This window comes from Gandjariella thermophila (assembly GCF_005405885.1).
Taxonomy (GTDB): Bacteria; Actinomycetota; Actinomycetes; order Mycobacteriales; family Pseudonocardiaceae; genus Gandjariella; species Gandjariella thermophila.
This window is the reverse complement of record NZ_BJFL01000007.1, coordinates 154817-177762: the sequence shown is the minus strand read 5'-3', so window position 1 is coordinate 177762 and position 22946 is coordinate 154817. Positions and strand designations below refer to the sequence as shown.

Annotated in this window: 21 protein-coding genes and 1 tRNA gene; 9 read left to right on the top strand and 13 right to left on the bottom strand. The window is 72.6% G+C overall.

Annotated features, from left to right (window positions below):
• Window positions 1-33: 33 nt before the first annotated feature.
• Entirely contained in the window at window positions 34-825 is a 792-nt protein-coding gene (locus tag FFT21_RS10220) for an ESX secretion-associated protein EspG (protein ID WP_192909462.1), read from the top strand.
• A 48-nt stretch (window positions 826-873) separates the two neighbouring features.
• On the opposite strand, the gene FFT21_RS10215 is transcribed toward FFT21_RS10220, so the two are convergent.
• The 5 genes from FFT21_RS10215 to FFT21_RS10195 form a co-directional block, all read right to left on the bottom strand.
• Window positions 874-2328 (bottom strand): acyl-CoA carboxylase subunit beta, encoded by a 1455-nt coding sequence (locus FFT21_RS10215; RefSeq protein WP_137813550.1) that lies wholly within the window; start codon window positions 2326-2328, stop codon window positions 874-876.
• 80 nt (window positions 2329-2408) lie between these two features.
• Complete coding sequence (gene fabF / locus FFT21_RS10210; protein ID WP_137813549.1) at window positions 2409-3641, bottom strand: beta-ketoacyl-ACP synthase II; 1233 nt, start codon at window positions 3639-3641, stop codon at window positions 2409-2411.
• Between the two features lie 51 nt (window positions 3642-3692).
• Window positions 3693-3932: an acyl carrier protein gene (locus FFT21_RS10205; protein WP_137813548.1), complete on the bottom strand. Its 240-nt coding sequence runs from the start codon at window positions 3930-3932 to the stop codon at window positions 3693-3695.
• Window positions 3933-4001: 69 nt separating this feature from the next.
• The gene (locus FFT21_RS10200; RefSeq protein ID WP_137813610.1) at window positions 4002-4931 is read right to left on the bottom strand and encodes a beta-ketoacyl-ACP synthase III; all 930 of its coding nucleotides are present in this window, start codon (window positions 4929-4931) and stop codon (window positions 4002-4004) included.
• Between the two features lie 47 nt (window positions 4932-4978).
• A complete protein-coding gene (locus tag FFT21_RS10195; protein WP_137813547.1) occupies window positions 4979-5920 on the bottom strand; it encodes an ACP S-malonyltransferase in 942 nt (313 codons plus the stop codon).
• Window positions 5921-6332: 412 nt separating this feature from the next.
• Between FFT21_RS10195 and FFT21_RS10190 the strand changes: the two genes are divergently transcribed.
• Window positions 6333-7985 carry an APC family permease gene (locus FFT21_RS10190; RefSeq protein ID WP_137813546.1) on the top strand — a complete coding sequence of 551 codons (1653 nt, stop codon included), beginning with the start codon at window positions 6333-6335 and terminating at the stop codon, window positions 7983-7985.
• A gap of 42 nt (window positions 7986-8027) precedes the next feature.
• Here FFT21_RS10190 and FFT21_RS10185 read toward each other — a convergent pair whose 3' ends face one another.
• Complete coding sequence (locus FFT21_RS10185) at window positions 8028-9269, bottom strand: PucR family transcriptional regulator (RefSeq protein ID WP_137813545.1); 1242 nt, start codon at window positions 9267-9269, stop codon at window positions 8028-8030.
• A 241-nt stretch (window positions 9270-9510) separates the two neighbouring features.
• The gene (locus tag FFT21_RS28820) at window positions 9511-9678 is read right to left on the bottom strand and encodes a hypothetical protein (protein ID WP_153816549.1); all 168 of its coding nucleotides are present in this window, start codon (window positions 9676-9678) and stop codon (window positions 9511-9513) included.
• A 253-nt stretch (window positions 9679-9931) separates the two neighbouring features.
• On the opposite strand from FFT21_RS28820, the gene FFT21_RS10180 reads away from it, so the two are divergent.
• Entirely contained in the window at window positions 9932-10570 is a 639-nt protein-coding gene (locus FFT21_RS10180; RefSeq protein ID WP_137813544.1) for a nicotinamide mononucleotide transporter family protein, read from the top strand.
• Between the two features lie 86 nt (window positions 10571-10656).
• On the opposite strand, the gene aceE is transcribed toward FFT21_RS10180, so the two are convergent.
• Window positions 10657-13434, bottom strand: a complete 2778-nt coding sequence (gene aceE, locus FFT21_RS10175) for a pyruvate dehydrogenase (acetyl-transferring), homodimeric type (protein WP_192909461.1) — start codon at window positions 13432-13434, stop codon at window positions 10657-10659.
• Between the two features lie 355 nt (window positions 13435-13789).
• On the opposite strand from aceE, the gene FFT21_RS10170 reads away from it, so the two are divergent.
• The 4 genes from FFT21_RS10170 to FFT21_RS10155 all read left to right on the top strand — a co-directional run bounded on the left by FFT21_RS10170 (window position 13790) and on the right by FFT21_RS10155 (window position 16330).
• Window positions 13790-14224: a DUF3052 domain-containing protein gene (locus FFT21_RS10170; protein WP_137813542.1), complete on the top strand. Its 435-nt coding sequence runs from the start codon at window positions 13790-13792 to the stop codon at window positions 14222-14224.
• 115 nt (window positions 14225-14339) lie between these two features.
• Window positions 14340-14801, top strand: a complete 462-nt coding sequence (locus tag FFT21_RS10165) for a peroxiredoxin (protein ID WP_137813541.1) — start codon at window positions 14340-14342, stop codon at window positions 14799-14801.
• Window positions 14802-14851: 50 nt separating this feature from the next.
• Window positions 14852-14923 (top strand) — tRNA-Val (locus tag FFT21_RS10160).
• A 354-nt stretch (window positions 14924-15277) separates the two neighbouring features.
• Window positions 15278-16330 carry a saccharopine dehydrogenase family protein gene (locus FFT21_RS10155; protein ID WP_137813540.1) on the top strand — a complete coding sequence of 351 codons (1053 nt, stop codon included), beginning with the start codon at window positions 15278-15280 and terminating at the stop codon, window positions 16328-16330.
• A gap of 3 nt (window positions 16331-16333) precedes the next feature.
• Here FFT21_RS10155 and lipA read toward each other — a convergent pair whose 3' ends face one another.
• From lipA to FFT21_RS10140, 3 genes are all read right to left on the bottom strand, one after another.
• Complete coding sequence (gene lipA, locus FFT21_RS10150; protein WP_137813539.1) at window positions 16334-17335, bottom strand: lipoyl synthase; 1002 nt, start codon at window positions 17333-17335, stop codon at window positions 16334-16336.
• A gap of 36 nt (window positions 17336-17371) precedes the next feature.
• Window positions 17372-18298: an oxidoreductase gene (locus FFT21_RS10145; protein WP_137813538.1), complete on the bottom strand. Its 927-nt coding sequence runs from the start codon at window positions 18296-18298 to the stop codon at window positions 17372-17374.
• Between the two features lie 245 nt (window positions 18299-18543).
• Entirely contained in the window at window positions 18544-19062 is a 519-nt protein-coding gene (locus FFT21_RS10140) for a hypothetical protein (RefSeq protein ID WP_137813537.1), read from the bottom strand.
• 130 nt (window positions 19063-19192) lie between these two features.
• On the opposite strand from FFT21_RS10140, the gene FFT21_RS10135 reads away from it, so the two are divergent.
• The gene (locus tag FFT21_RS10135) at window positions 19193-19828 is read left to right on the top strand and encodes a TetR/AcrR family transcriptional regulator (protein WP_137813609.1); all 636 of its coding nucleotides are present in this window, start codon (window positions 19193-19195) and stop codon (window positions 19826-19828) included.
• Between the two features lie 60 nt (window positions 19829-19888).
• On the top strand, window positions 19889-20824 hold the full coding sequence (locus FFT21_RS10130; protein WP_137813608.1) for an LLM class F420-dependent oxidoreductase: 936 nt from the start codon (window positions 19889-19891) through the stop codon (window positions 20822-20824).
• Between the two features lie 58 nt (window positions 20825-20882).
• Here FFT21_RS10130 and FFT21_RS10125 read toward each other — a convergent pair whose 3' ends face one another.
• Window positions 20883-21155 (bottom strand): hypothetical protein, encoded by a 273-nt coding sequence (locus tag FFT21_RS10125; RefSeq protein ID WP_307722915.1) that lies wholly within the window; start codon window positions 21153-21155, stop codon window positions 20883-20885.
• 280 nt (window positions 21156-21435) lie between these two features.
• The gene (locus FFT21_RS10120) at window positions 21436-22746 is read right to left on the bottom strand and encodes a mannosyltransferase family protein (protein WP_153816548.1); all 1311 of its coding nucleotides are present in this window, start codon (window positions 22744-22746) and stop codon (window positions 21436-21438) included.
• Window positions 22747-22946: the final 200 nt, after the last annotated feature.

The window sequence follows — 22946 nt, the reverse complement described above, 5'->3', positions numbered from 1 at the left end:
GGTGCGCGCGAAGCCGTGAGGAGGGGAGGTGCCGTGAGCAGGGCGGCGATCGGCCAGGGCGCGCCGATCCGGCTCAGCACCACGGAGTTCGAGGCGTGCTGGGACGTACTCGGCCTCGGCGAGTTACCGCACGTGCTCGACCTGCCCAGCCCGGGTGGCACCGTCGAGGAACGCCGGCGCCTTCTCGAGGAAGTCCGCAGTGGACTCCGGGCGCGCGGGTTGGCGGACGGCCAGGGGATGCATCCCGACCTCGCCGGCCTGCTCGCCACGCTGTGCCGGTACTCGTGGGCGGTGGACGCCTGGCTGGCCCTGGACCGGCCGGTGCGGGCACTGGGCGCGCAGGCCGGCCGGGTGGGTGCGCTCGCGGTGCTCGACGACGCCGAGTGCTCCGTACACGTCCGGTCGGTCCCGTCCGGCGCGGTGCTCGGCGAGGTGGTGGCCTGCCTGCCCGAGCTGCCGCCGCCGTCGTGCCCGGTGGACGCGGTGCGGGTGCCGGCCGACGTGCTGGACGCGGCGCTCGCCGCCGCCGGCGGTGCGGACCCGCTGGCGCTGGCCGACGAGTTGTTGCGGCTGGGGGAGCGGCCGGCCACCGCGCACGCGGTCGCGCGCCTCGCCGAGGGGACCGGATGGCAGGGGCAGTTCGGCGTTACGGTCACGGACGGCTTCGGTCGGCGCCGCCGGGCCGCCGAGGTGGTCGGCTTCCACGACACCCGCGCCGCCCGAGTCATGCACCTGCGCCGGAACGGGTGGGTCACGCTCACCCGGGCCGGCCACGACCACCTGGTCCGCGCGCTGCGGGAACTCCTGGACCGCACCGGACAATAACCGTGCCCCGGCACCGTGCCCCGGCACCGGGAACCGGGCGAAAGGAAACTACAGGGGGATGTTGCCGTGCGCGCCGCGGCCGGCGGGCGCGGCGGCCAGCGCCTCGGCGAGCCGGCGGCGGGTCTCCTTCGGGTCGATCACCTCGTCCACCACGCCGATGGTCATGGCGCGGTTCACCCCGCCGGCGATCCGCTCGTGCTCCTCGATCAGCTTGGCCTGCAGGGCCTCCCGCTCCTCGTCAGGCGCGGCGGCGAGCTTCTTGCGGTGCAGGATGCCCACCGCCGCCTTGGCACCCATCACCGCGACCTCCGCGGTCGGCCAGGCGAACACCGTGGTGGCGCCCAGCGAGCGGGAGTTCATCGCGATGTAGGCTCCGCCGTAGGCCTTGCGGGTGACCAGGGTGACCCGGGGCACCACGGCCTCGGAGAAGGCGTGCAGCAGCTTGGCGCCGCGGCGCACCACGCCGTCCCACTCCTGGCCGACGCCGGGCAGGTACCCCGGCACGTCCACGACCACCAGCAGCGGCACGCCGAACGAGTCGCACATCCGGACGAAGCGGGCCGCCTTCTCGGCGGACAGTGAGTCCAGGCAGCCGCCGAGGCGCAGCGGGTTGTTCGCGATCACGCCGACGGTGCGGCCGCCGAGCCGGCCCAGCCCGATCACGATGTTCGGCGCCCACTTGGCCTGCAGTTCCTCGAACATGCTGACCTGCGTGCCGTCCGGGCCCTGCTCGGTGTCCAGCAGGTGCCGCAGCAGCGGCTTGACGTCGTAGGCCCGCTGCGGCCGGTCCGGCAGCAGCGCGCCGAGGTCCTCGCCGTCCCGCACGGCGTGCAGGTCGAACAGGCCGGGCCGGGCGAACAGCCCGGTGATCCGGCGCGCCCGGGTGTAGGCGTCGTCCTCGCTGTCCGCGATCACGTGCACCACGCCGGACCGCTTGCCGTGCGCGCTCGGCCCGCCCAGCGCCTCCATGTCCACCTGCTCGCCGGTCACGCTGCGCACCACATCCGGCCCGGTGACGAAGATCCGGCCGGCCGGCGCCATGACCACCACGTCGGTGAGCGCCGGGCCGTACGCCGCGCCGCCGGCGGCCGGGCCGAGGATCACCGAGATCTGCGGCACCCGGCCGGAGGCGCGGATCATCGCGGCGAACACCTGGCCGACCGCGTCCAGCGACTCGACACCCTCGGCCAGCCGGGCACCGCCGCAGTGCCACAGCCCGATCACCGGGCAGCGCTCGCGCACCGCGGTGTCGATGGCGTCCACGATGTGCCGGCAGCCCTCGGCACCCATCGCACCGCCCATCTTGGTGGCGTCGGTGCAGTAGGCGACGACGCGGGCACCGTCGATGCGCCCGCGCACCGCGTAGACGCCGCTCGAGTCCCTGGGCCGCAACGGGACCAGCGAGTCGGCGTCGAGCAACTGGGCGAGCCGGACCTCCGGGTCACGGGGGTCGAGGTCGCTGCCGGTCTCCTGGGTCTGGAGAGGCGTGGCCAGAGCGGTCATTGTCAGCTCCTCGCTGGCGACGAAGGGCAGCCGGAACCGCGGTGGGACGGAGAGTCCGCCCCACCCCCGGTTCGATGGGATCAGGCTGGGGTGAACGCGAGCGCGACGTTGTGCCCGCCGAAACCGAACGAGTCGGAGACCGCCGCGTCCAGCCTGACCTTGCGTGGTTCGCCGACCACCACGTCAAGCTGCACGCCCGGGTCGAGGTTCTCCAGGTTGAGCGTGGGCGGGATCAGGCTGTCCCGCACGGAGAGCAGCGTGATGATCGCCTCCACCGCGCCCGCGGCGCCGAGCAGGTGCCCGATCGCGCTCTTCGGCGCGGTGAGCACCGGGTGGTCGCCGATGGCGTTGCGTACGGCCACGGTCTCGGTCACGTCACCGGCCTGGGTGGAGGTGGCGTGCGCGTTGACGTGGCCCACGTCGGCCGGGTCGATCCCGCCGCTGCGCAGGGCAGCCCTGATCGCCCTGGCCTGACCGACGCCCTCCGGGTCCGGCCCGGTGATGTGGTAGGCGTCGGCGCTGGTGCCGATGCCGGCCAGCCTGCCGTAGGTCCGGGCGCCGCGGGCGGCGGCGAACTCGGCGCGTTCCAGCACCATCACCCCGGCGCCCTCGCCGAGCACGAAGCCGTCCCGGTCCACGTCCCACGGCCGGGACGCCTTCTCCGGCTCGTCATTGCGCGTGCTCATGGTGCGGGCCTGGGTGAAGCCGGCCATGGTGATCGAGGTGATGCACGCCTCGGCGCCACCAGCGATCACCACGTCCGCCTCACCCGTCTTGAGCATGCGCCACGCCCAGGCCAGCGCCTCCGCCCCGGAGGCGCACGCGGAGACCGGTGCGTGCACGCCGGCCTTGGCCTTGAAGTGCAGGCCGACGTGCGCGGCCGGGCCGTTCGGCATGAGCATCGGCACGGTCAGCGGGGAGACCTTGCGCAGCCCCTGCGTCTCCAGGAGGTCGTCCTGGGTCAGCAGGGTCAGCGCGCCGCCGATCCCGGTGCCGATCACCACGGCCAGCCGCTCCGGCTCCACCGCGTTCTCGTCCAGCCCGGCGTCGGCCCACGCCTGCCGGGCGGCGATCATGGCCACCTGTTCGCACCGGTCCAGCCGGCGGGCCTCCACCCGAGGCAGCACCTCGGTCGGCTCGACCGCGAGCTGCGCCGCGATCCGCGAGGGCAGCTCGTAGCGGTCGACCCAGTCGGCCTCGATGGTGGACACGCCGCTACGGCCGGCGAGCAGGGCGTCCCAGGTGGACGCGACGTCCCCGGCGAGCGGGGTGGTCGCGCCCAGCCCGGTGACGACGACGTCGGGTGAGTTCATGACGTCTCCGCGAGAAGAGGTGCTGGTGTCCGGGTCACGCGACGTTCTGCGTCACGCGTTCTTGACGATGTAGTCGACGGCGTCGCTGACCGTCTTCAGGTTGGCCAGCTCGTCGTCCGGGATCTTCACGCCGAACTTGTCCTCCGCCTGGACGGCGATCTCGACCATGGACAGCGAGTCGATGTCCAGGTCGTCGACGAACGCCTTCTCGGGGGTGACGTCGGCGGCGTCCACGCCGGCGACCTCCTCCACGATGGCGGCGAGGCCCTGCAGGATCTCCTCGTTGCTCACTTGGTTTCCTTCCTTCTTCGCTCGGCCGGCCGGGTGGGGACCCGCCGGAAAACCATGATTCGGGCCGGGTCAGGGTACGAGCACGACCTGCCCGGCGTAGGACAGGCCCGCGCCGAACCCGACCAGCAGGGCGAGATCGCCGCTGCGTACCTGGCCCTTGGCCCGCATGTGGTCCAGCGCCATGGGGATGGACGCCGAGGAGGTGTTGCCCGAGTACACGATGTCGTCGGCGACCACCATGTCCTCGCGGGCTCCCTTGGCGCGCAGCCGCTTCGCGATCGCCTCCACGATCCGCAGGTTCGCCTGGTGCGGCACCAGGACGTCCACATCGGACGGTTCGAGGCCGGCCAGCGCCAGCGCGTCCAGCGCGACCGGGGCGATCTGCGTGGTCGCCCACCGGAAGACCGACTGGCCCTCCTGGTAGATGTACTTGTGCTCGCGCATGTAGATGGTGTCCACCAGGTCGCCGGCGCTGCCCCAGGCCACCGGGCCGATGCCCGGCGTGTCCGCGGGGCCGACCACCGCCGCGCCGGCGCCGTCCGCGAAGATGATCGCGGTGGACCGGTCCACCGGGTCCACCACGTCGGTCAGCTTCTCCGCGCCGACCACCAGGACCCGGTTCGCGGTGCCGCCGCGCACCAGGTCGGAGGCCATGCCCAGGGCGTAGCAGAACCCCGCGCACGCGGCGTTCACGTCGAAGGCGCCCACCGCCTTGATCCCGATCCGGTCGGCGGTCTGCGCCGCGGCGTTCGGGATCGGTGCGGGCATGGTGCAGGTGGCCACGATCACGGTGTCCACATCGGACGCGGTGAGGCCGGCGTCCGCCAGCGCCTTGGAACCCGCCTCGACGCCCATGTCCACGACCGTCTCGTCCGGGGCGGCGAACCGGCGCTCGATGATGCCGACCCGGTCGCGGATCCACTGGTCGCTGGTGTCCATGATCTGGGACAGCTCGTCGTTGGTGACCACCCGGTCGGGCTGGTAGCTGCCCAGCCCCATGATCCGGGTGGCCGGGGCGCCCTGCCGGGGCGGCGCGATCGTGCGGCTCACCGGGCACCTCCGTCGGCGGTCGCGTGCTCGGCGACCAGGTCGGCGACCTTGTCCAGGTCGGCCGGGGTCTTCACGGCCAGCGTGGCGGTGCCCCTGAGTTCCCGCTTCACCAGGCCGCTCAGCGCGCCGGCGGGGGGCAGCTCGATGGTCGCGGTCACCCCCCGCTCGCGCAGGGCGGCCATGCACGCGTCCCACCGCACTGGCAGCGTCACCTGGGCGACCAGCCGGCGCAGCATCTCCGATCCCGTGGTGACCACGGCACCGTCCGCGTTGGACAGCAGTGGCCGGTTCGGGTCGGCGACGGTGATCCGCTCCGCGTGCGCCCGCAGCTTCTCCTCCGCGGGCGCCATGTACCCGGTGTGGAACGCCCCGGCGACCTTCAGTCGGACCAGCTTGGTGCCGGCCGGCGGGTTCTCGGACAGCTTGTCCAGCGCGGCGAGCGAGCCGGCCACCACGGTCTGCCCGGCGCCGTTGCGGTTGGCCGGGGTGAGCCCGAGGTCGGCCAGCGTGGCGAGCAGTTCCTCCTGGTCCCCGCCCATCACCGCGGTCATGCCGGTGGGCTCCAGGGCGCAGGCCGCGGCCATCTCCGCACCACGCACCGCGGCCAGCGCGACCGCGTCGTCCGCGCTCAGCACGCCGGCCATGGCCGCGGCGGCCAGTTCACCCACGGAGTGGCCGGCGGCCGGGGCGCCGGCCGGGATCTCCACTCTGCGGGTCAGCTCCTCGTGCGCCAGCAGTGTCAGCGCGACGATGAGCGGCTGGGTGACGGCGGTGTCCTTGATCTCCTCGGCGTCCGCGGTGGTGCCGAGGCGGATCAGGTCCAGCCCGGTGCGCTCCGACCATGCCGTCAGTCGTCGCTCGGCTCCGTCGAGTTCGAGCCAGGCGGAGAGCATGCCGGGGGACTGGGCACCCTGTCCGGGAGCGAGCAGCGCGATCACGCCCCTCACTGAACACGGTCGTGGGCACTCCGCGTGATGTCGCCAGTGACCAAGTCACGCCGATGACTTTGTGGAGTGTCTACAAAAGTAACTGGCAGATGAACCCAACCAGCAGCTTCGCGTTGTTGAGTACCTGCGGATATCCGACACTGTCGTGTGAGGCGTGGAGCACACGAACGGCACATTGGCGACGCTGACCGCCCGAAGTGAACACGAAGCGTAGCCAATTCGCCGGTTCGAGGTAATGCTTGGTGCGTCACGGGCAGACCGACGGTTGACCTTCACCCGTTCGTGCGAGTATGACGCGCATCTCACGGCCGTGTCGACGCGCCGGGACCCGGCGCCGGCGGCCGGGCTGTGGGGAATGCAAGCAGGAACGGGTACCGGGGGCGGGAAGAGGAGGTCGACACTTATGGTCCAGGTACGAGCCGAAGGACCACCGACACGTCGTCTACGGCGAGAGGTCGGGCTGATCAGCCTGACGTTCGTCTCGCTCGGCTCGATCATCGGCTCGGGGTGGTTGCTCGGCGCCCTGACAGCCGCCAAGGAGGCCGGACCGGCCTCGATCCTCTCGTGGGTGCTCGCCGGCGTGATCCTCGCCGTGCTCGCACTCATCCACGCCGAGCTGGGCGCCGCCTACCCGGTGGCAGGGGGCACCGCACGCTGGCCGCACCTGGTGTTCGGCCCGCTCGGTGGGTTCACCTCGGGATGGATGGCCTGGCTCGGCGGCGTGGCCCTGGCGCCGATCGAGGTGGAGGCCGCGCTGCAGTACCTGAGCAACATCATCCCCGGTCTGGTGAACGAGTCGTCGTCGACCGCGGTGCTCACGCACACCGGCATCGCGGTGGCCGTGGTGCTCATGGCCGTCTTCTCGCTGATCAACATCATGGGCGTCCGCTGGCTGGCGGAGACCAACACCGCGGCGGTGTGGTGGAAGCTGGCGGTCCCGCTGCTCACTATCGTGGTGCTGGCCGCCACGTCCTTCCACCCCTCGAACTTCACCGCGGGCGGCGGCTTCGCCCCGAACGGCTTCAAGGGCATCCTGTCCGCGCTGCCGGCCGGTGTGGTGTTCGCCGCGGTCGGCTTCGAGCAGGCGGTGCAGCTCGGCGGCGAGTCGCGCAACCCGAAGAAGGACGTGCCGAGGGCGGTGGTCGGCGCGATGGTCATCGGCACGCTGGTCTACCTGCTGCTGGAGTTCGCCTTCATCGGCGCGCTCGACCCGGCCAACCTCGCGCACGGTTGGAGCAACCCGATCTCCAAGGGCGAGTTCGGGCCGTACGCCGGCCTGGCGACCAGCCTCGGGCTGTCCTGGCTGGCGGTGATCCTCTACATCGACGCGTTCATCTCGCCGGCCGGCACCGGGCTGGTCTACTCCGGGACCACCCCGAGGATGAGCTACGCGATGAGCCGCAACGGTTACCTGCCGCCGATCTTCGAGAAGCTGAACAAGCGCGGCATCCCGTGGTTCAGCGTGCTCGTCACCTTCGTGGTGGGGCTGGTGCTGCTGCTGCCGTTCCCCAGCTGGCAGGAGTTCGTCGGCTTCGTCACCTCGGCCTACGTGCTGATGTACGCGTTCGCGCCGGTGGCCTTCGCCGCGCTGCGGCGCACCGACCCGGACCGGGCACGCCCCTACCGGGTGGGCGGCGGCGCGGTGCTCGCCCCGCTCGGGTTCGTCGCCGCCAACCTGGTGGTGTACTGGAGCGGCTGGAAGACCGACTCCAAGCTGCTGCTGTGCATGGTGGGCGGGTTCGTCCTGCTGGGCATCTCCTACCTGACCAAGGCGAACCCGAACCGGCCGAAGATCGACTGGAAGGCCGGGAGCTGGATCTTCCCGTACCTGGCCGGTTTGGCGCTGATCAGCTACCTGGGCCAGTTCGGCAACGGCACCAAGGCGATCCCGTTCGGCTGGGACATCGCCGTGATCGTCGTGTTCAGCCTGGCGGTCTTCTACGCGGCGGTGGCGCTGTCGCTGCCCTCGGAACGGGTCGCCGAGTTCGTCCAGCAGGAGGAGGCGGAGGCCCGCGAGGGCCTGGAGGAGAATCCTCCGGCCACCGCGACCGCCTGAGCTGGAGTCCGGTGAAGGGGCGGGGTGCGGGAGCCCGCCCCTTCACCACAGGCCGCGCGCTCGGGCCAGCCGGCCCACCGACAGCGCCACCCGCAGCACCAGCGCGTCCCTCGGATCGTTGGCGTTGCGCCCGGTGATCTCGGCCACCCGGCGCAGCCGGTAGCGCACCGTGTTGGGGTGCACGAACAGCCGCTTGGCGCACGTCTCCAGCACCCCGCCGACCTCGAGGAAGGTGTCCACCGTGGCGAGCAGCGCGCCGCCGGCCTCCTCGAGCGGCTGCGCCACCCGCTGCACGAGCTGCAGCTCCGCCTCGGGATCGCCGGCGAGGGCCCGTTCTGGCAGCAGTTCCGCCGAGCGCACCGGCCGGGGTGCCGCCGGCCAACCCACCACCGCGCGCAGCCCGGACAGCGCGTCCGCGGAGCTGCGGTGCGCCTCGGCCAGGCCGGGCACGGTCGGCCCGGCCACCACCGGTCCCTCGCCGAACGCCTCGGCGATCCTGGCCAGCACGCCGCGCGCCGCGGGACCCTCGGTCGGCCCGGCCAGGATCACCACCAGCCGGGTGCCCTGCACGCCGAGCAGCACCGCGCGGCCCGCTCGGGCGGCGCGGCTGCGCACCTCGTAGACCACCTCGGGCGGATCGTCCGACGGTGAGTTGCCGACCAGCACGGTGGCCTCCGCCGCCGGATCCCAGCCCAGCGCCGAGGCCCGGGAGAACAGTGACTCCTCGGCGTCGCCACGGAGCACGCCGTCCACGACCAGGGCCTCCAGCCGGGCATCCCACGCGCCCCTGGCCTCGGCGGCGGCCGCGTAGGAGGTCGCCGCGGCGAAGGCGATCTCCCGGCCGTAGCGGAGCACCGCGGACAGCAGCGTGTCCCGGTCCGGGGGGTTCGCGGCGAACGCGGGCAGCCGCTGCTCGAACATGTCCAGCGCGACCCGCACCAGTTCCACGGTCTGCCGCAGGCTGACCCAGCGGGAGATGTCCTTGGGCGCGGTGCGGAACGCGTCCGCGGTCAGCCGGATCACCTGCTTCGGATCGCGCAGCCACGCGACGAAACCGGCGACGCCGTTCTGCACCACCAGCAGGATGCTGGCCCGCTGGTTCGCCGGCATGCGGCGGAACCACGGCAGCCGCTGCTCCATCGCCGCCACCGTGGCCGAGGCGAGGTCGCCGGACGCCCGCTCCAGGTTGCGCAGCGTCTTCGCGGACACCTCCGGCCAGGTGTGGTCGTGCGCCGCCCTGGGCTGTTGCGCGTCCTGCCCGAACCGCTCCGCCGCACCGCTCATGAAGCCAGAATCCCAGGTCACCGCCCGGGGACCCAAACCGAACGGTGCCCGCAAGCGAGTAGGGCCGCCCGGCCGGTACCCGCGGTATGCGCGCGGGACGCGGCCGGGCGGCCCCATCTCCCCGGTCCCCACCGGTCCCTCCACTCTGGACGGTGCGCGGAGATCTCGCCACGCGGATCCCACTTTGGTGGCACCGCGCTCGGCTGCTGATCCACCCGATCGGCGAACGGTGCCGGCCCGCTCACCACCGGCACGGCACGTCCGGCTCGCAGCACGGTGCGAGGAACCGGCAGGTGCGGCAGATCCACTTGGAGCCGTTGCCGTAGGGCACGAGATCGTCCCGCTCGCACTGCGGGCACGGCGGCAGCGTCGGGCGACCCGGGCTGGTCTCGACTCGCGGCGTGTCCACAACACCCACCCTAGGAGGCCCGTCCGCGCCGGCGTGGCGGCACGCGCGCGGCTTGCCGGGCACGAACGGCGGGCTTACCGAGTCGTGTGATCCGCTCCGGAGCCGGAACATCGCGGCGCCGCCGGATGTTCCGGCGGCAGACGGGTGTGGTCGGTGCCGGGGACGTTTCGACGGCCGCGCGACAGCCGCGGCGGGCGGAGTGACCACGGTGCGCCGGGCCGTCACGGTGTGCCCAGTCGCGGAGGGAGAGGCCGTGCACGTGCTGCTGGATCACTACCTGGTCCTGCTCGGCGAGCGGGTGTCCTACGCGGAGCTGCTCGGCCAGCTGTGCGCGCTCGCGGTGGTCTTCCTCGCCGAGCGGCGCACGCTGTGGACCTGGCCGGTGCAGGTCGGCGCCACCGTGCTGCTGTTCGCCGTGTACACCTCGGCGCACCTGGGCGGGCTGGCCAGCCGGCAGGTGGTCATCTTCGCCATCTCGGTCTACGGCTGGTGGGCATGGACCCGCCGGCGCGACCCGGTGTACGGGCTGGCCGTCCGCCGGGCCACCTGGCGGGAGCGGGCGGTGCTGCTCGCCGCCGTGGCCGCCGGCACCGTGGGGGTGGCGCTGCTGCTCGGCGCGCTGCACGCGTCCTGGGCGCCGTGGCCGGACGCCTGGATCTTCGTGGGCACGCTCGCCGCGTTCGCCGCGCAGGGGCTGGGCCTGGTCGAGTTCTGGTTGGTGTGGCTGGCCGTGGACGCCGTGGGCGTACCGCTGCAGATCGCCTCGGGGCTGTGGTTCTCCGCCGCGGTGTACGTGGTGTTCGCGGTGCTGGTGGTGCGCGGCTGGCTGGCCTGGGGCCGCACCGCCACCCGGCGTGCGGCGCCCGAACCCACCGGCACGCCGTCCGCCTGACGCCCCTCGAGCCGCTCGGCGGACCCGTGCGGTGGTCGCGCGGTGCGCGAACCCCGTCGGGCCCGCCGAACGCGGTGCGTGTGTGCTCAGGCCACGCCGGGGTCGGACGTCTGCGGGCCCGCCGCCTGCACGTCGTCGATCCGGTACCGCCGCGCCGCCTCGACCACCTTCGACTGGTCGATCTCGCCGCGTCGGGCCAGCGCGGCCAGCGTGGCCACCACGGTCGACTCGGCGTCCACCAGGAACACCCGGCGGGCGGCCGGGCGGGTGTCGGAGAACCCGAACCCGTCGGTGCCCAGGGTGACCATGTCGGTGGGCACGTACGGGCGGATCAGGTCCGGCACCGCGCGCATCCAGTCGGACACCGCGACGACCGGGCCCTCGGTGCGGGCCAGCACCCGGGTGACGTACGGCATCCGGGGCTCGGCCTCCGGGTGCAGCAGGTTGTGCTTCTCCACCTCGACCGCGTCCCGGCGCAGCTCGCCCCAGGACGTCGCGGACCACACGTCGGCCCGTACGCCCCACTCCTCGGCGAGCAGCCGTTGTGCCCGCAGCGCCTCCGGCATGATCACGCCGGAGACCAGGATCTGCGCCTTCGGGCCGTCCCCGGCCGGGGCCGGCTGGTAGCGGTACAGGCCGCGGAGCAGCCCGTCCACGTCCAGGTCCTCCGGCTCGGCCGGCTGCTGGTACGGCTCGTTGTAGACGGTCAGGTAGTAGTAGACGTCCTCGGCGCCCTCGCCGTACATCCGCCGCAGGCCGTCCTTGACGATGTGCGCGATCTCGAACGCCCACGCCGGGTCGTAGGCCACCACGGCCGGGTTGGTGTGCGCCAGCAGCAGCGAGTGGCCGTCCGCGTGCTGCAGACCCTCACCGGTCAACGTGGTGCGGCCGGCGGTGGCGCCCAGCACGAACCCTCGGGTCATCTGGTCCGCCGCGCCCCACAGCCCGTCGCCGGTGCGCTGGAAGCCGAACATCGAGTAGAAGATGTAGACCGGGATCATCGGCTCGCCGTGCGTGGCGTACGAGGTGCCCGCGGCGATGAACGACGCCGTCGACCCGGCCTCGTTGATCCCCTCGTGCAGGATCTGGCCCCGCTCGCTCTCCCGGTAGGCCAGCATCAGGTTGGCGTCCACCGAGGTGTAGAGCTGCCCCTGCGGGTTGTAGATCTTCTGCGTGGGGAACATCGAGTCCATGCCGAAGGTCCGTGCCTCGTCCGGGATGATCGGCACGATCCGCTTGCCGATCTCCGGGTCCTTGGCCAGGTCCTTGATCAGCCGGACGAACGCCATCGTGGTGGCCACGTCCTGCTTGCCGGAGCCGCGCCGGATGACGTCGTAGACCTTGTCCCCGGGCAGTACCAGGGCCTTGGACTTCACCCGCCGCTCGGGCAGGAACCCACCGAGCTGGCGGCGGCGCTCCAGCAGGTACTGGATCTCCGGCGCGTCCTTGCCCGGGTGGTAGTACGGCGGCAGGTACGGGTCCCGCTCCAGGTCCGCGTCGGAGACCGGGATGCGCAGGCTGTCCCGGAAGAGTTTCAGGTCCTCCAGGGCCAGCTTCTTCATCTGGTGCGTGGCGTTGCGGCCGGCGAAGTGCGGGCCCAGCCCGTAGCCCTTGATGGTCTTGGCCAGGATCACGGTGGGCTGGCCGTGGTGTTCCACGGCCGCCTTGTACGCCGCGTACACCTTGCGGTAGTCGTGGCCGCCGCGCTTGAGGTTCCAGATCTCCTCGTCGGTCATCCCGGCGACCATCTCCTTGGTCCGCGGGTCGCGGCCGAAGAAGTGCTCGCGCACGTACGCGCCGTCGTTAGCCTTGTACGTCTGGTAGTCGCCGTCCGGCGTGGTGTTCATCAGGTTGATGAGCGCGCCGTCCCGGTCCCGGGCCAGCAGCGCGTCCCACTCGCGGCCCCAGATCACCTTGATGACGTTCCAACCGGCGCCGCGGAAGAAGGACTCCAGCTCCTGGATGATCTTTCCGTTGCCGCGGACCGGGCCGTCCAGCCGCTGCAGGTTGCAGTTGATCACGAAGGTGAGGTTGTCCAAGCCCTCGTTGGCCGCCACGTGCACCAGGCCGCGGGACTCCGCCTCGTCCATCTCGCCGTCGCCGAGGAACGCCCAGACGTGCTGCTGGCTGGTGTCCTTCAGGCCGCGGTCGTGCAGGTAGCGGTTGAACCGGGCCTGGTAGATGGCGTTCATCGGGCCGAGCCCCATGGACACCGTGGGGAACTCCCAGAAGTCCGGCATCAGCCGGGGGTGCGGGTAGCTGGGCAGGCCGCCGCCCGGACCGGCGTGCGAGTACTCCTGCCGGAACCCGTCCAGCTGATCCGCGGACAGCCGGTTCTCCAGGAAGGCCCGGGCGTAGATGCCCGGTGACGCGTGGCCCTGGATGAACACCTGGTCGCCGCCGCCCGGGTGGTCCTTGCCGCGGAAGAACCAGTTGAAGCCGACCTCGTACAGGGTGGCCGAGGACGCGTAGGTGGAGATGTGGCCACCCACGCCGACGCCGGGGCGCTGCGCCCGGTGCACCATCATGGCCGCGTTCCAGCGCAGCCACGCACGGTAGCGGCGCTCGACCTCCTCGTCACCGGGGAACCAGGGTTCCTGCTCCGGCGGGATCGTGTTGATGTAGTCCGTGCTGGTCAGTGCCGGGACGCCGACCCGGCTCTCCCGTGCGCGTTCCAGCAGTCGCAGCATGAGGTAGCGCGCCCGCTGCTGGCCAGCGCCCTTCAGCACCGCGTCGAACGACTCGAGCCACTCGGCGGTCTCCTCGGGATCGATGTCCGGAAGGTGAGTGGCCGTGCCGTCCCGGATGACACGCACCCGTCCCGGGGTGGCCGCGCTACCGGTGCCGATGTTGTGCGGGGCCAAGGGATCTCCTTGCCTGATCGTTTGTCTTTCCCGTTGTTGACGTCACCGTGCGGCGGAGTCTGCTCGCCCGGGTGACCTACCCCCAACCTCTCCATCCTCGTCCCAGGTAGGGTCGTTCGTCATCGCTACTGGCCAGTACGGTCGTAACGTTTCTCACGCGCGCGCGGATAGGAGGGATGCGGCCCGCCCGATGGGGTGAGGCGGGGTGCTGCTGGGGTCCCGATGTAGGCGTGTCGCGGCGCGGGCGGTTGCGCAGGTGGCCACCGCCAGTGTTCGCTAATTGGGACAGGAACACACACTGGGTGCGGCGGCCCTCGGCGGCTGCCGCACTGGCGCACTTGGAGGAGTGGAAGCCGTGGTCGCCGCGGGAGACGCCGGCAAGGTCGGCGTCGCCGAGAGGCTCGGGATCGAGCCCGGAATGGTGGTCCAGGAACTCGGTTGGGACGAGGACGTCGACGACGAGCTGCGCGCCGCTGTGGAGGAGCAGTGCGGCGGGGAGCTGCTCGACGAGGATGCCGATGAGGTGGTGGACGTCGTCCTGATGTGGTGGCGGGACGGCGACGGTGACCTCGCCGACGACCTGGTCGACGCGATCGGCCCGCTGGCCGACAACGGCGTGATCTGGGTACTGACTCCCAAGACGGGGCGGGAGGGGCACGTCGAGCCCAGTGACATCGCGGACGCGGCCAAGACGGCGGGCCTGGCGCAGACCTCGAACATCAGTGCGGCCGCCGACTGGGCGGGCACCCGGCTGGTGGCGCCGAAGGCGGCGGTGAAGTCCAAGCGCTGAACCGCTGGTCCGGGGCACCGGTTGTGTTCGCGCGGTCTCACCTGGCGGAAGCCGCGCGGGGGTAGCCCCTAAGCTGCTGATGACACGCAAGGACTCCATCGGAGGGTGCTTTCCCATGCCGCTCGAGGTCGGTACCGAAGCTCCGGACTTCACCCTGAACGACTCGAACAAGCAGCCGGTGAAGCTGTCTGACTTCCGGGGCGACAAGAACGTGCTGCTGGTCTTCTACCCGTTCGCCTTCAGCGGCATCTGCACCGGCGAGCTCTGCCAGGTGCGGGACGAGATCCAGCAGTACCAGAACGACGACGTCCAGGTGATCGGCGTGTCCGTGGACACCCCGTTCAGCCTCAAGGCGTGGGCCGAGCAGCAGGGCTACACCTTCCCGCTGCTGTCGGACTTCTGGCCGCACGGCGAGGTCGCCAAGGCCTACGGCGTGTTCAACGACAAGGCCGGCATGGCGGTCCGGGGCACGTTCCTGATCGACAAGCAGGGCGTCGTCCGGTACGCCGAGGCCAACGAGCCCGGCCAGGCCCGGGACCAGGAGAGCTGGAAGAAGGCCATCGCCGCGCTCTCCTGACCCGCCGACACATCCCGCGCCGGCCCGGACATCCCGCCGGCCGGCGTCCCGGGCGCGTAGCTCAGTGGAAGAGCACTCGCCTTACAAGCGAGTGGTCGCAGGTTCGAACCCTGCCGCGCCCACTGTCCCCGGGTAGCTACGGGCGGCGTGCGGACGTAGCCGATGCGAGAGATGCCGGACACGCCGCCGTGGCGCGGGCGGTGCACGCAGGGCCGCCATCGTCCCAGACCAACCCCGACCGGCACGGCTGCGGACCGTGCCCCACGGGACGCGCGGTCCAACGCGGCGGATCTCGGTCGAATGACCGACGGTCGTCGGGTGTTCACGCTAGGGTCTCATGGCCTAGGTTCGCCGGAGCCGGGCATCGCCGTCCACCGCCGCTGGCGCGCCCCAGCGGCGGTGGCGCGGGGTGTGGTCGGGCCGTCCCGGCCGCACCCCGCCCGGCGGTTCACGATCGAGCACGGCATCCTGTGCACATGAGCTGGATGGTGTACGGGGCCAACGGATACACCGGGCGCCTGGTGGCCGAGCTGGCCGTGCGACGCGGGGAACGACCGCTGCTCGCCGGGCGGTCCGCGCCGAAGGTCGCCGAGCTGGCCGGCCGGCTCGGCCTGGAGCACCGGGTGTTCGACCTGGTCGACCCGGCCGGCGTGCGGGCGGCGCTGGACGGCGTCGAGGTGGTGACACACTGCGCCGGCCCGTTCTCGGTGACCTCCGCGCCGATGGTGGACGCCTGCCTGGCCACCGGCACCCACTACCTGGACATCACCGGCGAGGTCGACGTGTTCGAGCGGGTCTTCGCCCGGCACGCGGACGCCGAGCAGGCCGGCGTGGTGCTGCTGCCCGGCGGCGGCTTCGACGTGGTGCCCACCGACTGTCTCGCCGCCATGCTGGCCGCCGCCCTGCCTGGCGCCACGGAGCTGGACCTGGCCTTCCTGGCCGGCGGGGGAATGAGCCCGGGAACGCTGCGCACCGCGATGGAGGGCAGCGCGGCCGGTGGGCGCGTGCGGGTGAACGGGGAGCTGCGGACCGTGCCGATCGGCCACCGCGACCGGGTCGCCGAGTTCCCGTCCGGTCCGCGCCGGGTCACCTCGATCCCGTGGGGCGACCTGGCCACCGCCTACCGGTCCACCCGCATCCCCACGATCACCACCTTCACGTCGGTGCCGGGGCCGGCCGGCGTGGTCGGCAAGGTGCAGTCCTTCGCCGCGCCGCTGCTGCGCTCATCCGCCGTGCAGCAGATCGGCAAGGACCTGCTTGGCCTGGTCCGAGGGCCGGCGGAGGAGCGAAGGGCGGCCAGCCGGTCGGAGGTGTGGGGTGAGGTGCGCGACGGCGCGGGCCGGACCGCCACGGCCGCGCTCACCGCGCCCAACGCCTACGACCTCACCGCGGACGCGGTGCTGCGCGCGGTGGGGAGGCTGCGGTCCGGCTCGGTGCGTCCCGGCGCGCACACCCCGTCCACCGCCTTCGGCGCGGACTTCGTCCGCGAACTGGACGGCGTGCAGGTCCGCGACCCCGAGGTGCGGTAGCGGTCAGCGGGCCAGCAGGGCGCTGACCTCCTGGGCCGCCGGTCCGGCCTCGGCCAGGTGCGCGAGGTGCTCGGGCAGCGGCTCGCCGCGGTGCCGCTTGGCCTGCGCGTACAGCCGGCCGGCGCGGTAGGAGGAGCGGACCAGCGGGCCGGCCATCACCCCGGCGAAGCCGATCTCCTCGGCGGTCTGCTTGTGCGCCAGGAATTCCTCCGGCTTCACCCAGCGGTCCACCGGGTGGTGCCGCACGCTCGGCCGCAGGTACTGGGTGATGGTGACGATCTCGCAGCCGGCCGCGTGCAGGTCGTGCAGCGCCTCGGTGACCTCTTCGGGCGTCTCGCCCATGCCGAGGATGAGGTTGGACTTGGTGACCAGGCCGTCCTCCCTGGCCATGGTGAGCACGTCCAGCGAGCGCTGGTACCGGAAGGCCGGCCGGATGCTGCGAAAGATCCGCGGCACGGTCTCCAGGTTGTGCGCGAGCACCTCCGGCCGGGAGCCGAACACCTCGGCGAGCTGGTCGGGTTCGGCGTTGAAGTCGGGGATGAGCAGCTCCACGCCGGTGCCCGGGTTGAGCGCGTGGATCTGCCGCACCGTCTCGGCGTACAGCCACGCGCCGCCGTCCGGCAGGTCGTCGCGGGCGACCCCGGTCACCGTCGAGTACCGCAACCCCATCGCCTGCACCGACTCGGCGACCCGGCGCGGCTCGTCAGTGTCCAGCTCGGCCGGTTTGCCGGTGTCGATCTGGCAGAAGTCGCAGCGCCGGGTGCACTGCTCGCCGCCGATGAGGAAGGTGGCCTCGCGGTCCTCCCAGCACTCGTAGATGTTGGGGCAGCCGGCCTCCTCACAGACCGTGTGCAGGCCCTCCCGCCGGACCAGCCCCTTCAGCTCGCTGTACTCGGGGCCCATCCGAGCGCGCGTCTTGATCCACGGTGGCTTCTTCTCGATGGGCGTCTGGCTGTTGCGGGCCTCCAGCCGCAGCAGCTTGCGCCCCTCCGGCGCGACGGTCACGACCACACGGTACGCCACCGGCACGGGTGGTCGGGGTCACGCCGGATCGGGCGCCACCCCGGTCAGCTCGGCGGTCACCGTCCACAGCCGGGCCGCCGTCTCCTCGTCCCGCGCCGCCGGCCACAGCCGGGCCGGCGCCGGCGGCCCGTACACCTCACCGGGCCAGCCCGGCCCGACGTAGGAGCCGCCGGTCACGCCGGGTGCGGTGGCCGCGTAGAGCTGGGGGAGCGCGCCGCGCTTGACGGACTGCGCGGTCAGCCGGGTGACCAGGTCGGCCACCCGCGCCACCAGTGGCCCGCCGCGGTCCCGCGCCGTCGCGGTGACCAGGTTGGTGGCGGTGTAGCCGGGGTGCGCGGCCGCGCTGACCAGGTCCAGGCCGGCGGCCCGGGCGCGGCGGTCCAGCTCGAGCGCGAACACCAGGTTGGCCAGCTTGGACTGGCCGTACGCGCCCCCGGCGGAGTACCGGCGGTGGTGGAAGTTCGGGTCGTCGAGGTCCAGCCGGCCCTGGCGGGCGGCCATGCTGGCCACGGTCACCACGCGGGCGCCCGGCCTCGCGCGCAGTGCCGGCATGAGCAGCCAGGTGAGCGCGGCGTGGCCCAGATGGTTGGTGCCGAACTGCAGCTCGAAGCCGTCGGCGGTGCGGCGCAGCGGTGGCGCCATCACTCCGGCGTTGTTGATCAGTACGTCGAGCGCGTCTCCGGTGCGTTCCCGCACCTCCGTGGCGGCCTTGCGGACCGACGACAGGTCGGCCAGGTCGAGGGAGACGAGTTCGGCCCGCCCGCCGGCGCGGTGCACCTCGGCCAGCGCCCGCTCACCGCGCTCCGCGGAGCGCGCGGTCATCAGCACCCGGGCGCCGCTGCCGGCGAGCGCGGTCGCGGTGCGCAGCCCCAGGCCGGCGGTGGCTCCGGTGACCAGGACGGTGCGGCCGGACTGGTCCGGGATGTCAGCTTCGGTCCATGCCATGCGCCACACCTACTACTCGGTAGGTTAAGTTCGCCAGGGCCGGCCGGCCATCGATGAGGTCCTGTGACCGCCGGCGCCGTCTCGGGCCCGGGAGGGCGCGCGAAGGCCCGGCCGCGTCCGGGCGCGATCATATCCGCGGCTGCCGGAGGTCGCCCGGGACGCGGTCGTCCTACGCGTCCCGGGCATCGCGGCCGGGCCAGGGGCGCCCGCGGCGGGTGGGCATCGGGCGGGCGCCGCGCGGGTGGTCAGCCGCTGGGCACCATTCGCCGCAGCAGCTCCACCGGGCTACGCCGCTTGGCCACCGGCAGCGGCGTGCGACGGAGCAGGGTCAGGAAGGCGCGACCGATCCGATTGATCTCCTCGGCGCTCTCGTCCGGCTCGGCGAGCCCGGCGGCCAGCGCGAGCATGCGCTGCTCCCGCTCGACGGCCGCGCGCAGCCGGTGGTCACCCTCGTCCAGGTGCGTGGTCAGCACGGCGTGCAGCACCGGGTTCGCCGCGGCCAGCTCGCGCCACGCGGTGCCGACCGCCTCGACCCGGTCCACGTCCGGGCTGCGCTCGGCGGCGGACAGCGCGATGCCGATCCGCCCGGTCAGCAGTTGCATCCACTTGTAGTGCAGGGCCAGCAGCAACGTGTCCTGGCTGCCGAAGATCTCGGCGGCCTCGGGTACGTCGGCGAACGGCAGCGGGCCCCGCGGGTCCCGCGCGGCTCGCCGCAGCACCTCGTCGATGGCGCGTCGCCGCTGGTAGAAGTCGTTCCAGCTCACGTGCTCGGCCTCCTCCCGTGGCGTGGTCGATACCACAGGTTTGCGGCATACCGTCAGTACGGACCCTCGGTCGACAACATACCATGAGTACGTACCGTTGGTATGTTCTAGGGTTGTGAGCGTGGCGACAGTGCAGTCGAGGCGGTTGGAATACGCGGAGGCGACCCGGCAGGCCCTGGTGGACAGCGCCGTCGAGTTGTTCACCGAGCGCGGCTACACCGGTACCTCGCTGGACGAGATCGCCAAGCTGGCCCGGGTCACCAAGGGCGCGCTCTACCACCACTTCAGCGGCAAGCAGGCGCTGTTCGAGGCGGCCTTCGACGCGGTGGAGACCCGGGTGATGGCCCACCTGGGCGCGATCGTGGCTGGGCCCGGCGACCCGTGGCAGACGGCGATGGCGGGGATCGAGGCGTACGTGAAGGTCTGCCTGGAGCCGTCGTTCCAGCGCATCGTGATCCACGAGGCGCCGGTGGTGATGGGCTGGGAGGCGTGGCGGGAGTGCGAGGAGCGCTACAGCTTCGGCGTCCTGCGCGCGGCGATCAAGTCGTTGATCGACGCCGGCGAGATCGAGGACATGCCGGTGGAGATCACCACCCAGCTACTGTTCGGCGCGCTTTCCGCCGGCGCGCACGCGATCGCCAGCGCGACCGACCCGGAACAGGCCGGCGCTGAGGTGGCCCGCGCGGTGTCCCGGGTGGTGACCGGGCTGCGCCGGCGCGACAACGACCCCGCCGGGCGCCCGGCCGCGGGCGGCGCCTCGCGCTGACCACCCGGGCCGTGCCGCGCGCCCGGCGGGAGGGCTAGCCTCCGGCCCGTGGACACCTCGTTGAGCTTCCGCATCTTCACCGAACCCCAGCAGGGTGCGACCTACGACGACCTGCTCCGGGTCGCCAGGACCGCCGAGGACGCCGGCTACGACGCGTTCTTCCGCTCCGACCACTACCTGAAGATGGGCTCGGTGACCGGGCTGCCCGGACCCACCGACGCCTGGATCACGCTCGCCGGCCTGGCCAGGGAGACGTCCCGGCTGCGGCTGGGCACGCTGATGACCGCGGGCACCTTCCGGTTGCCCGGCCCGCTGGCGATCAGCGTGGCGCAGGTCGACCAGATGTCGGGTGGCCGGGTGGAGTTCGGCATCGGGTCCGGCTGGTATGAGGCCGAGCACACCGCGTACGGCATCCCGTTCGGGTCGCTGCGGGAGCGGTTCGAGCGGTACGCCGAGCAGTTGGAGATCATCACCGGGCTGTGGGCCACGCCCGAGGGACAGAGCTTCTCCTTCGCCGGCAAGCACTACCGGCTCACCGACTCGCCGGCGCTGCCCAAGCCGGCGCAGCGGCCCCGGCCGCCCGTGCTGATCGGCGGCATGGGCGCCCGGCGGACCCCCGCGCTGGCCGCGCGGTTCGCCGACGAGTTCAACCTGCCCTTCGTCGACGTGGACAGCGCGGTCGCCCAGTACGAGCGGGTTGCCGCCGCATGCACCGAGATCGGCCGCGATCCGGCGGAGATCATCCGTTCCGCCGCCCTGGTGGTGTGCGTGGGCCGGGATGAGGCGGAGATCGCCCGCCGGGCCAAGGCGATCGGCCGCGAGGTGGACGAACTCCGGCGCAACGGCCTGTGCGGCACGCCCGCCGAGGTGGTCGACCGGCTCGGCACCTGGCGGCAGCGCACCGGCATCGCCCGGGTCTACCTGCAGTTGCTCGACCTGTCCGACCTGGACCATGTGGAGCTGATCGCGGCCGAGGTGGCGCCGCAACTGCGGTAGCTCAGCGGAATGTCGCGGCGTGGTCGACAACGCCGCCGGCCCTCGCGGTGGACCGGTACTACCGGTCGTCCTCCGGTAACGGGGCGGCGGCCAGGCACGGGGTGCACGGCACGCCGGTGAAGCAGGACAGCACCTCGGCGGTGCCGGGCACGATCTCCGCGCCGCAGTACGCGGTCAGCACCGCCGGCACGTGCTCGGTGGGCACCGGCACCAGGTGCACCACGCGCCGGGCCTCACCGACGATGCCCCGGCGCAGCCGCACCAGCAGCAGCACGGTGCCCCACCCGTCCTCGCTCGCGCGCGGGCGGCACACCCCCTGGTGCCTGGTCACGTCTGGCGTCAGGGTCTGTCGGTTGCTCACGCGCTCGCCTCCGCGGTGCTGCTCACTGTGCCTGGCGCGGCCCGGCGAGCCGGCCCCCGGAACGCCCGGGCCAGGCGGCCCGGGGGTCGCGGTCGGCACCGAGACGTCGCGCCCGTCCCCAGTGATCATCGCCTGCGGACGGCACCGGCGAGAGTCCACCAATGGGCCATTTCGCACCGGGCGCGGGATCACGCGCCGTGAGGGGCGCTCGACACGAGCGCGCTTCGCCCGTTGCGAGACCCGCCGCCGGTCAGGGATTGCTGCCGGTGATGGTCATCACGTAGGTGCCGTACCAGACGGCGGTCATGCCGAGCACCGGGAACAGCGCCGCCTGCACCCGCAGCCGCACCCGGGCGAGCAGCACCGCCAGCGGGTAGGCGAGCAGGAAGGCGGGCAGCAGGAAGCGCGGCTTGGAGTTGAAGAAGCCGGAGCTACCCAGGGCCAGGATCACCACCCCGGTGGTGTAGACCCGCAGTGGCAACGGGATCCGCTCCGCGAACGACCAGCCGAACAGCAGCAGCGTGGCCACCACGACCAGCGCGGTGAGCGAGTAGTACACGTTGCCGTCGGTGACCAGGAAGTGGCTCACCTTGCCGAAGGTGCCGATGCCGCCGTCGAAGCTGAGCCCCCACGCCCTGTCCTGCAACCAGAACCAACCGTCCAGCCGGTGTGCCTGGATGCCCACCCAGAGCAGGAAACCGACCGTGCTCAGCGAGGACAGCGCGACCGCGGCCCACCGCCGCAGGCGGTCCTGCTCCCGCGGGGTGGCGATCAGCGCGGCCACCGCGAGCGCGGCCACCAGCGCCAGGCCCGTGTTGCGCACCAGGCCGGCCGCGAAGGTCAGCACGCCGGCGGTCAGCCACTTCTGGCGCAGCATGGCCACCAGGGCCCAGGCGGCGACGGCGGTGAACAGCGCCTCCGAGTAGGCCATCTGCAGCACCACGGAGCCCGGCGCCACCGCCCACAGCAGGGCCAGCGCGGTGCCCACCCGGTCGCTTCCGGAGATGCTGCGACCCACCTCGAAGACTCCCCAGGCGGCGACCGCGCCGGAGATCAGCGTGATCAGCACGGCGGCCGAGAGGTTGTGCATCCCTGGCAGCGCGCCGAGCCAGCGGACCAGGAACGGGTAGCCGGGGAAGAACGCGAGCGTGGACTGCTTGGGGTCGCCGTTGGGCAGGATGCGCACCGCGTGGTCGTAGCCGTCGTTGGCCAGGCGCAGGAACCACTTGCCGTCCCAGGAGCCGAGCAACTGGGGCAGGGTCGTCGGGCGGCGGGCGCCGCGCACCATGCCCCACATCACCACGAACCCGATGGCTCTGATCGCCAGGTAGCCGAGAACGGCCGGAGCGGCGGGGCGGAACGCCGCGCGGGCCGCGGCGAACCAGCCGGCCAGCGGTAAGCCGGGGGCCGCCGTTCTTCCCGCGGTGGCCTCCGCCGCGGCCACCGAGGTTGCCTCCACCGTCCGCGCCGCTGCCACTCCCTCGTCGTCCGCCTGGGCGTCCTCCGCCCCGGCCGCCGGCACCGGCACCGACTCCCCAAGGTCCGTGCTTGTGCTGCTCAACCCTGACGATCCTCCTGCACCTCTGCCGGCGCCGGCGCCGACACGTCGTCGCCCGGCCCGGATTCGTCACCACCGCGCGCCGCGACCCGCTCGGCACCGCCGCGCCGCGGCACGGTCATGGAACGGCGGGCCACGCCGTCACACCGGGCCGGGGCACCGAGAGAAGGCCCACCCGGCCCGGCGGCGCGTCACTGACACGA

Excerpts from the sequence above, each read along its gene's own strand:
- FFT21_RS10200 (WP_137813610.1), bottom strand. The coding sequence starts at position 4,931 with ATGGGGCTGGGCAGCTACCAGCCCGACCGGGTGGTCACCAACGACGAG.
- FFT21_RS10185 (WP_137813545.1), bottom strand. The coding sequence starts at position 9,269 with ATGAGCGGTGCGGCGGAGCGGTTCGGGCAGGACGCGCAACAGCCCAGG.
- FFT21_RS10145 (WP_137813538.1), bottom strand. The coding sequence starts at position 18,298 with ATGGCATGGACCGAAGCTGACATCCCGGACCAGTCCGGCCGCACCGTC.
- FFT21_RS10190 (WP_137813546.1), top strand. The coding sequence starts at position 6,333 with ATGGTCCAGGTACGAGCCGAAGGACCACCGACACGTCGTCTACGGCGA.
- FFT21_RS10165 (WP_137813541.1), top strand. The coding sequence starts at position 14,340 with ATGCCGCTCGAGGTCGGTACCGAAGCTCCGGACTTCACCCTGAACGAC.
- FFT21_RS10215 (WP_137813550.1), bottom strand. The coding sequence starts at position 2,328 with ATGACCGCTCTGGCCACGCCTCTCCAGACCCAGGAGACCGGCAGCGAC.
- fabF (WP_137813549.1), bottom strand. The coding sequence starts at position 3,641 with ATGAACTCACCCGACGTCGTCGTCACCGGGCTGGGCGCGACCACCCCG.
- FFT21_RS10155 (WP_137813540.1), top strand. The coding sequence starts at position 15,278 with ATGAGCTGGATGGTGTACGGGGCCAACGGATACACCGGGCGCCTGGTG.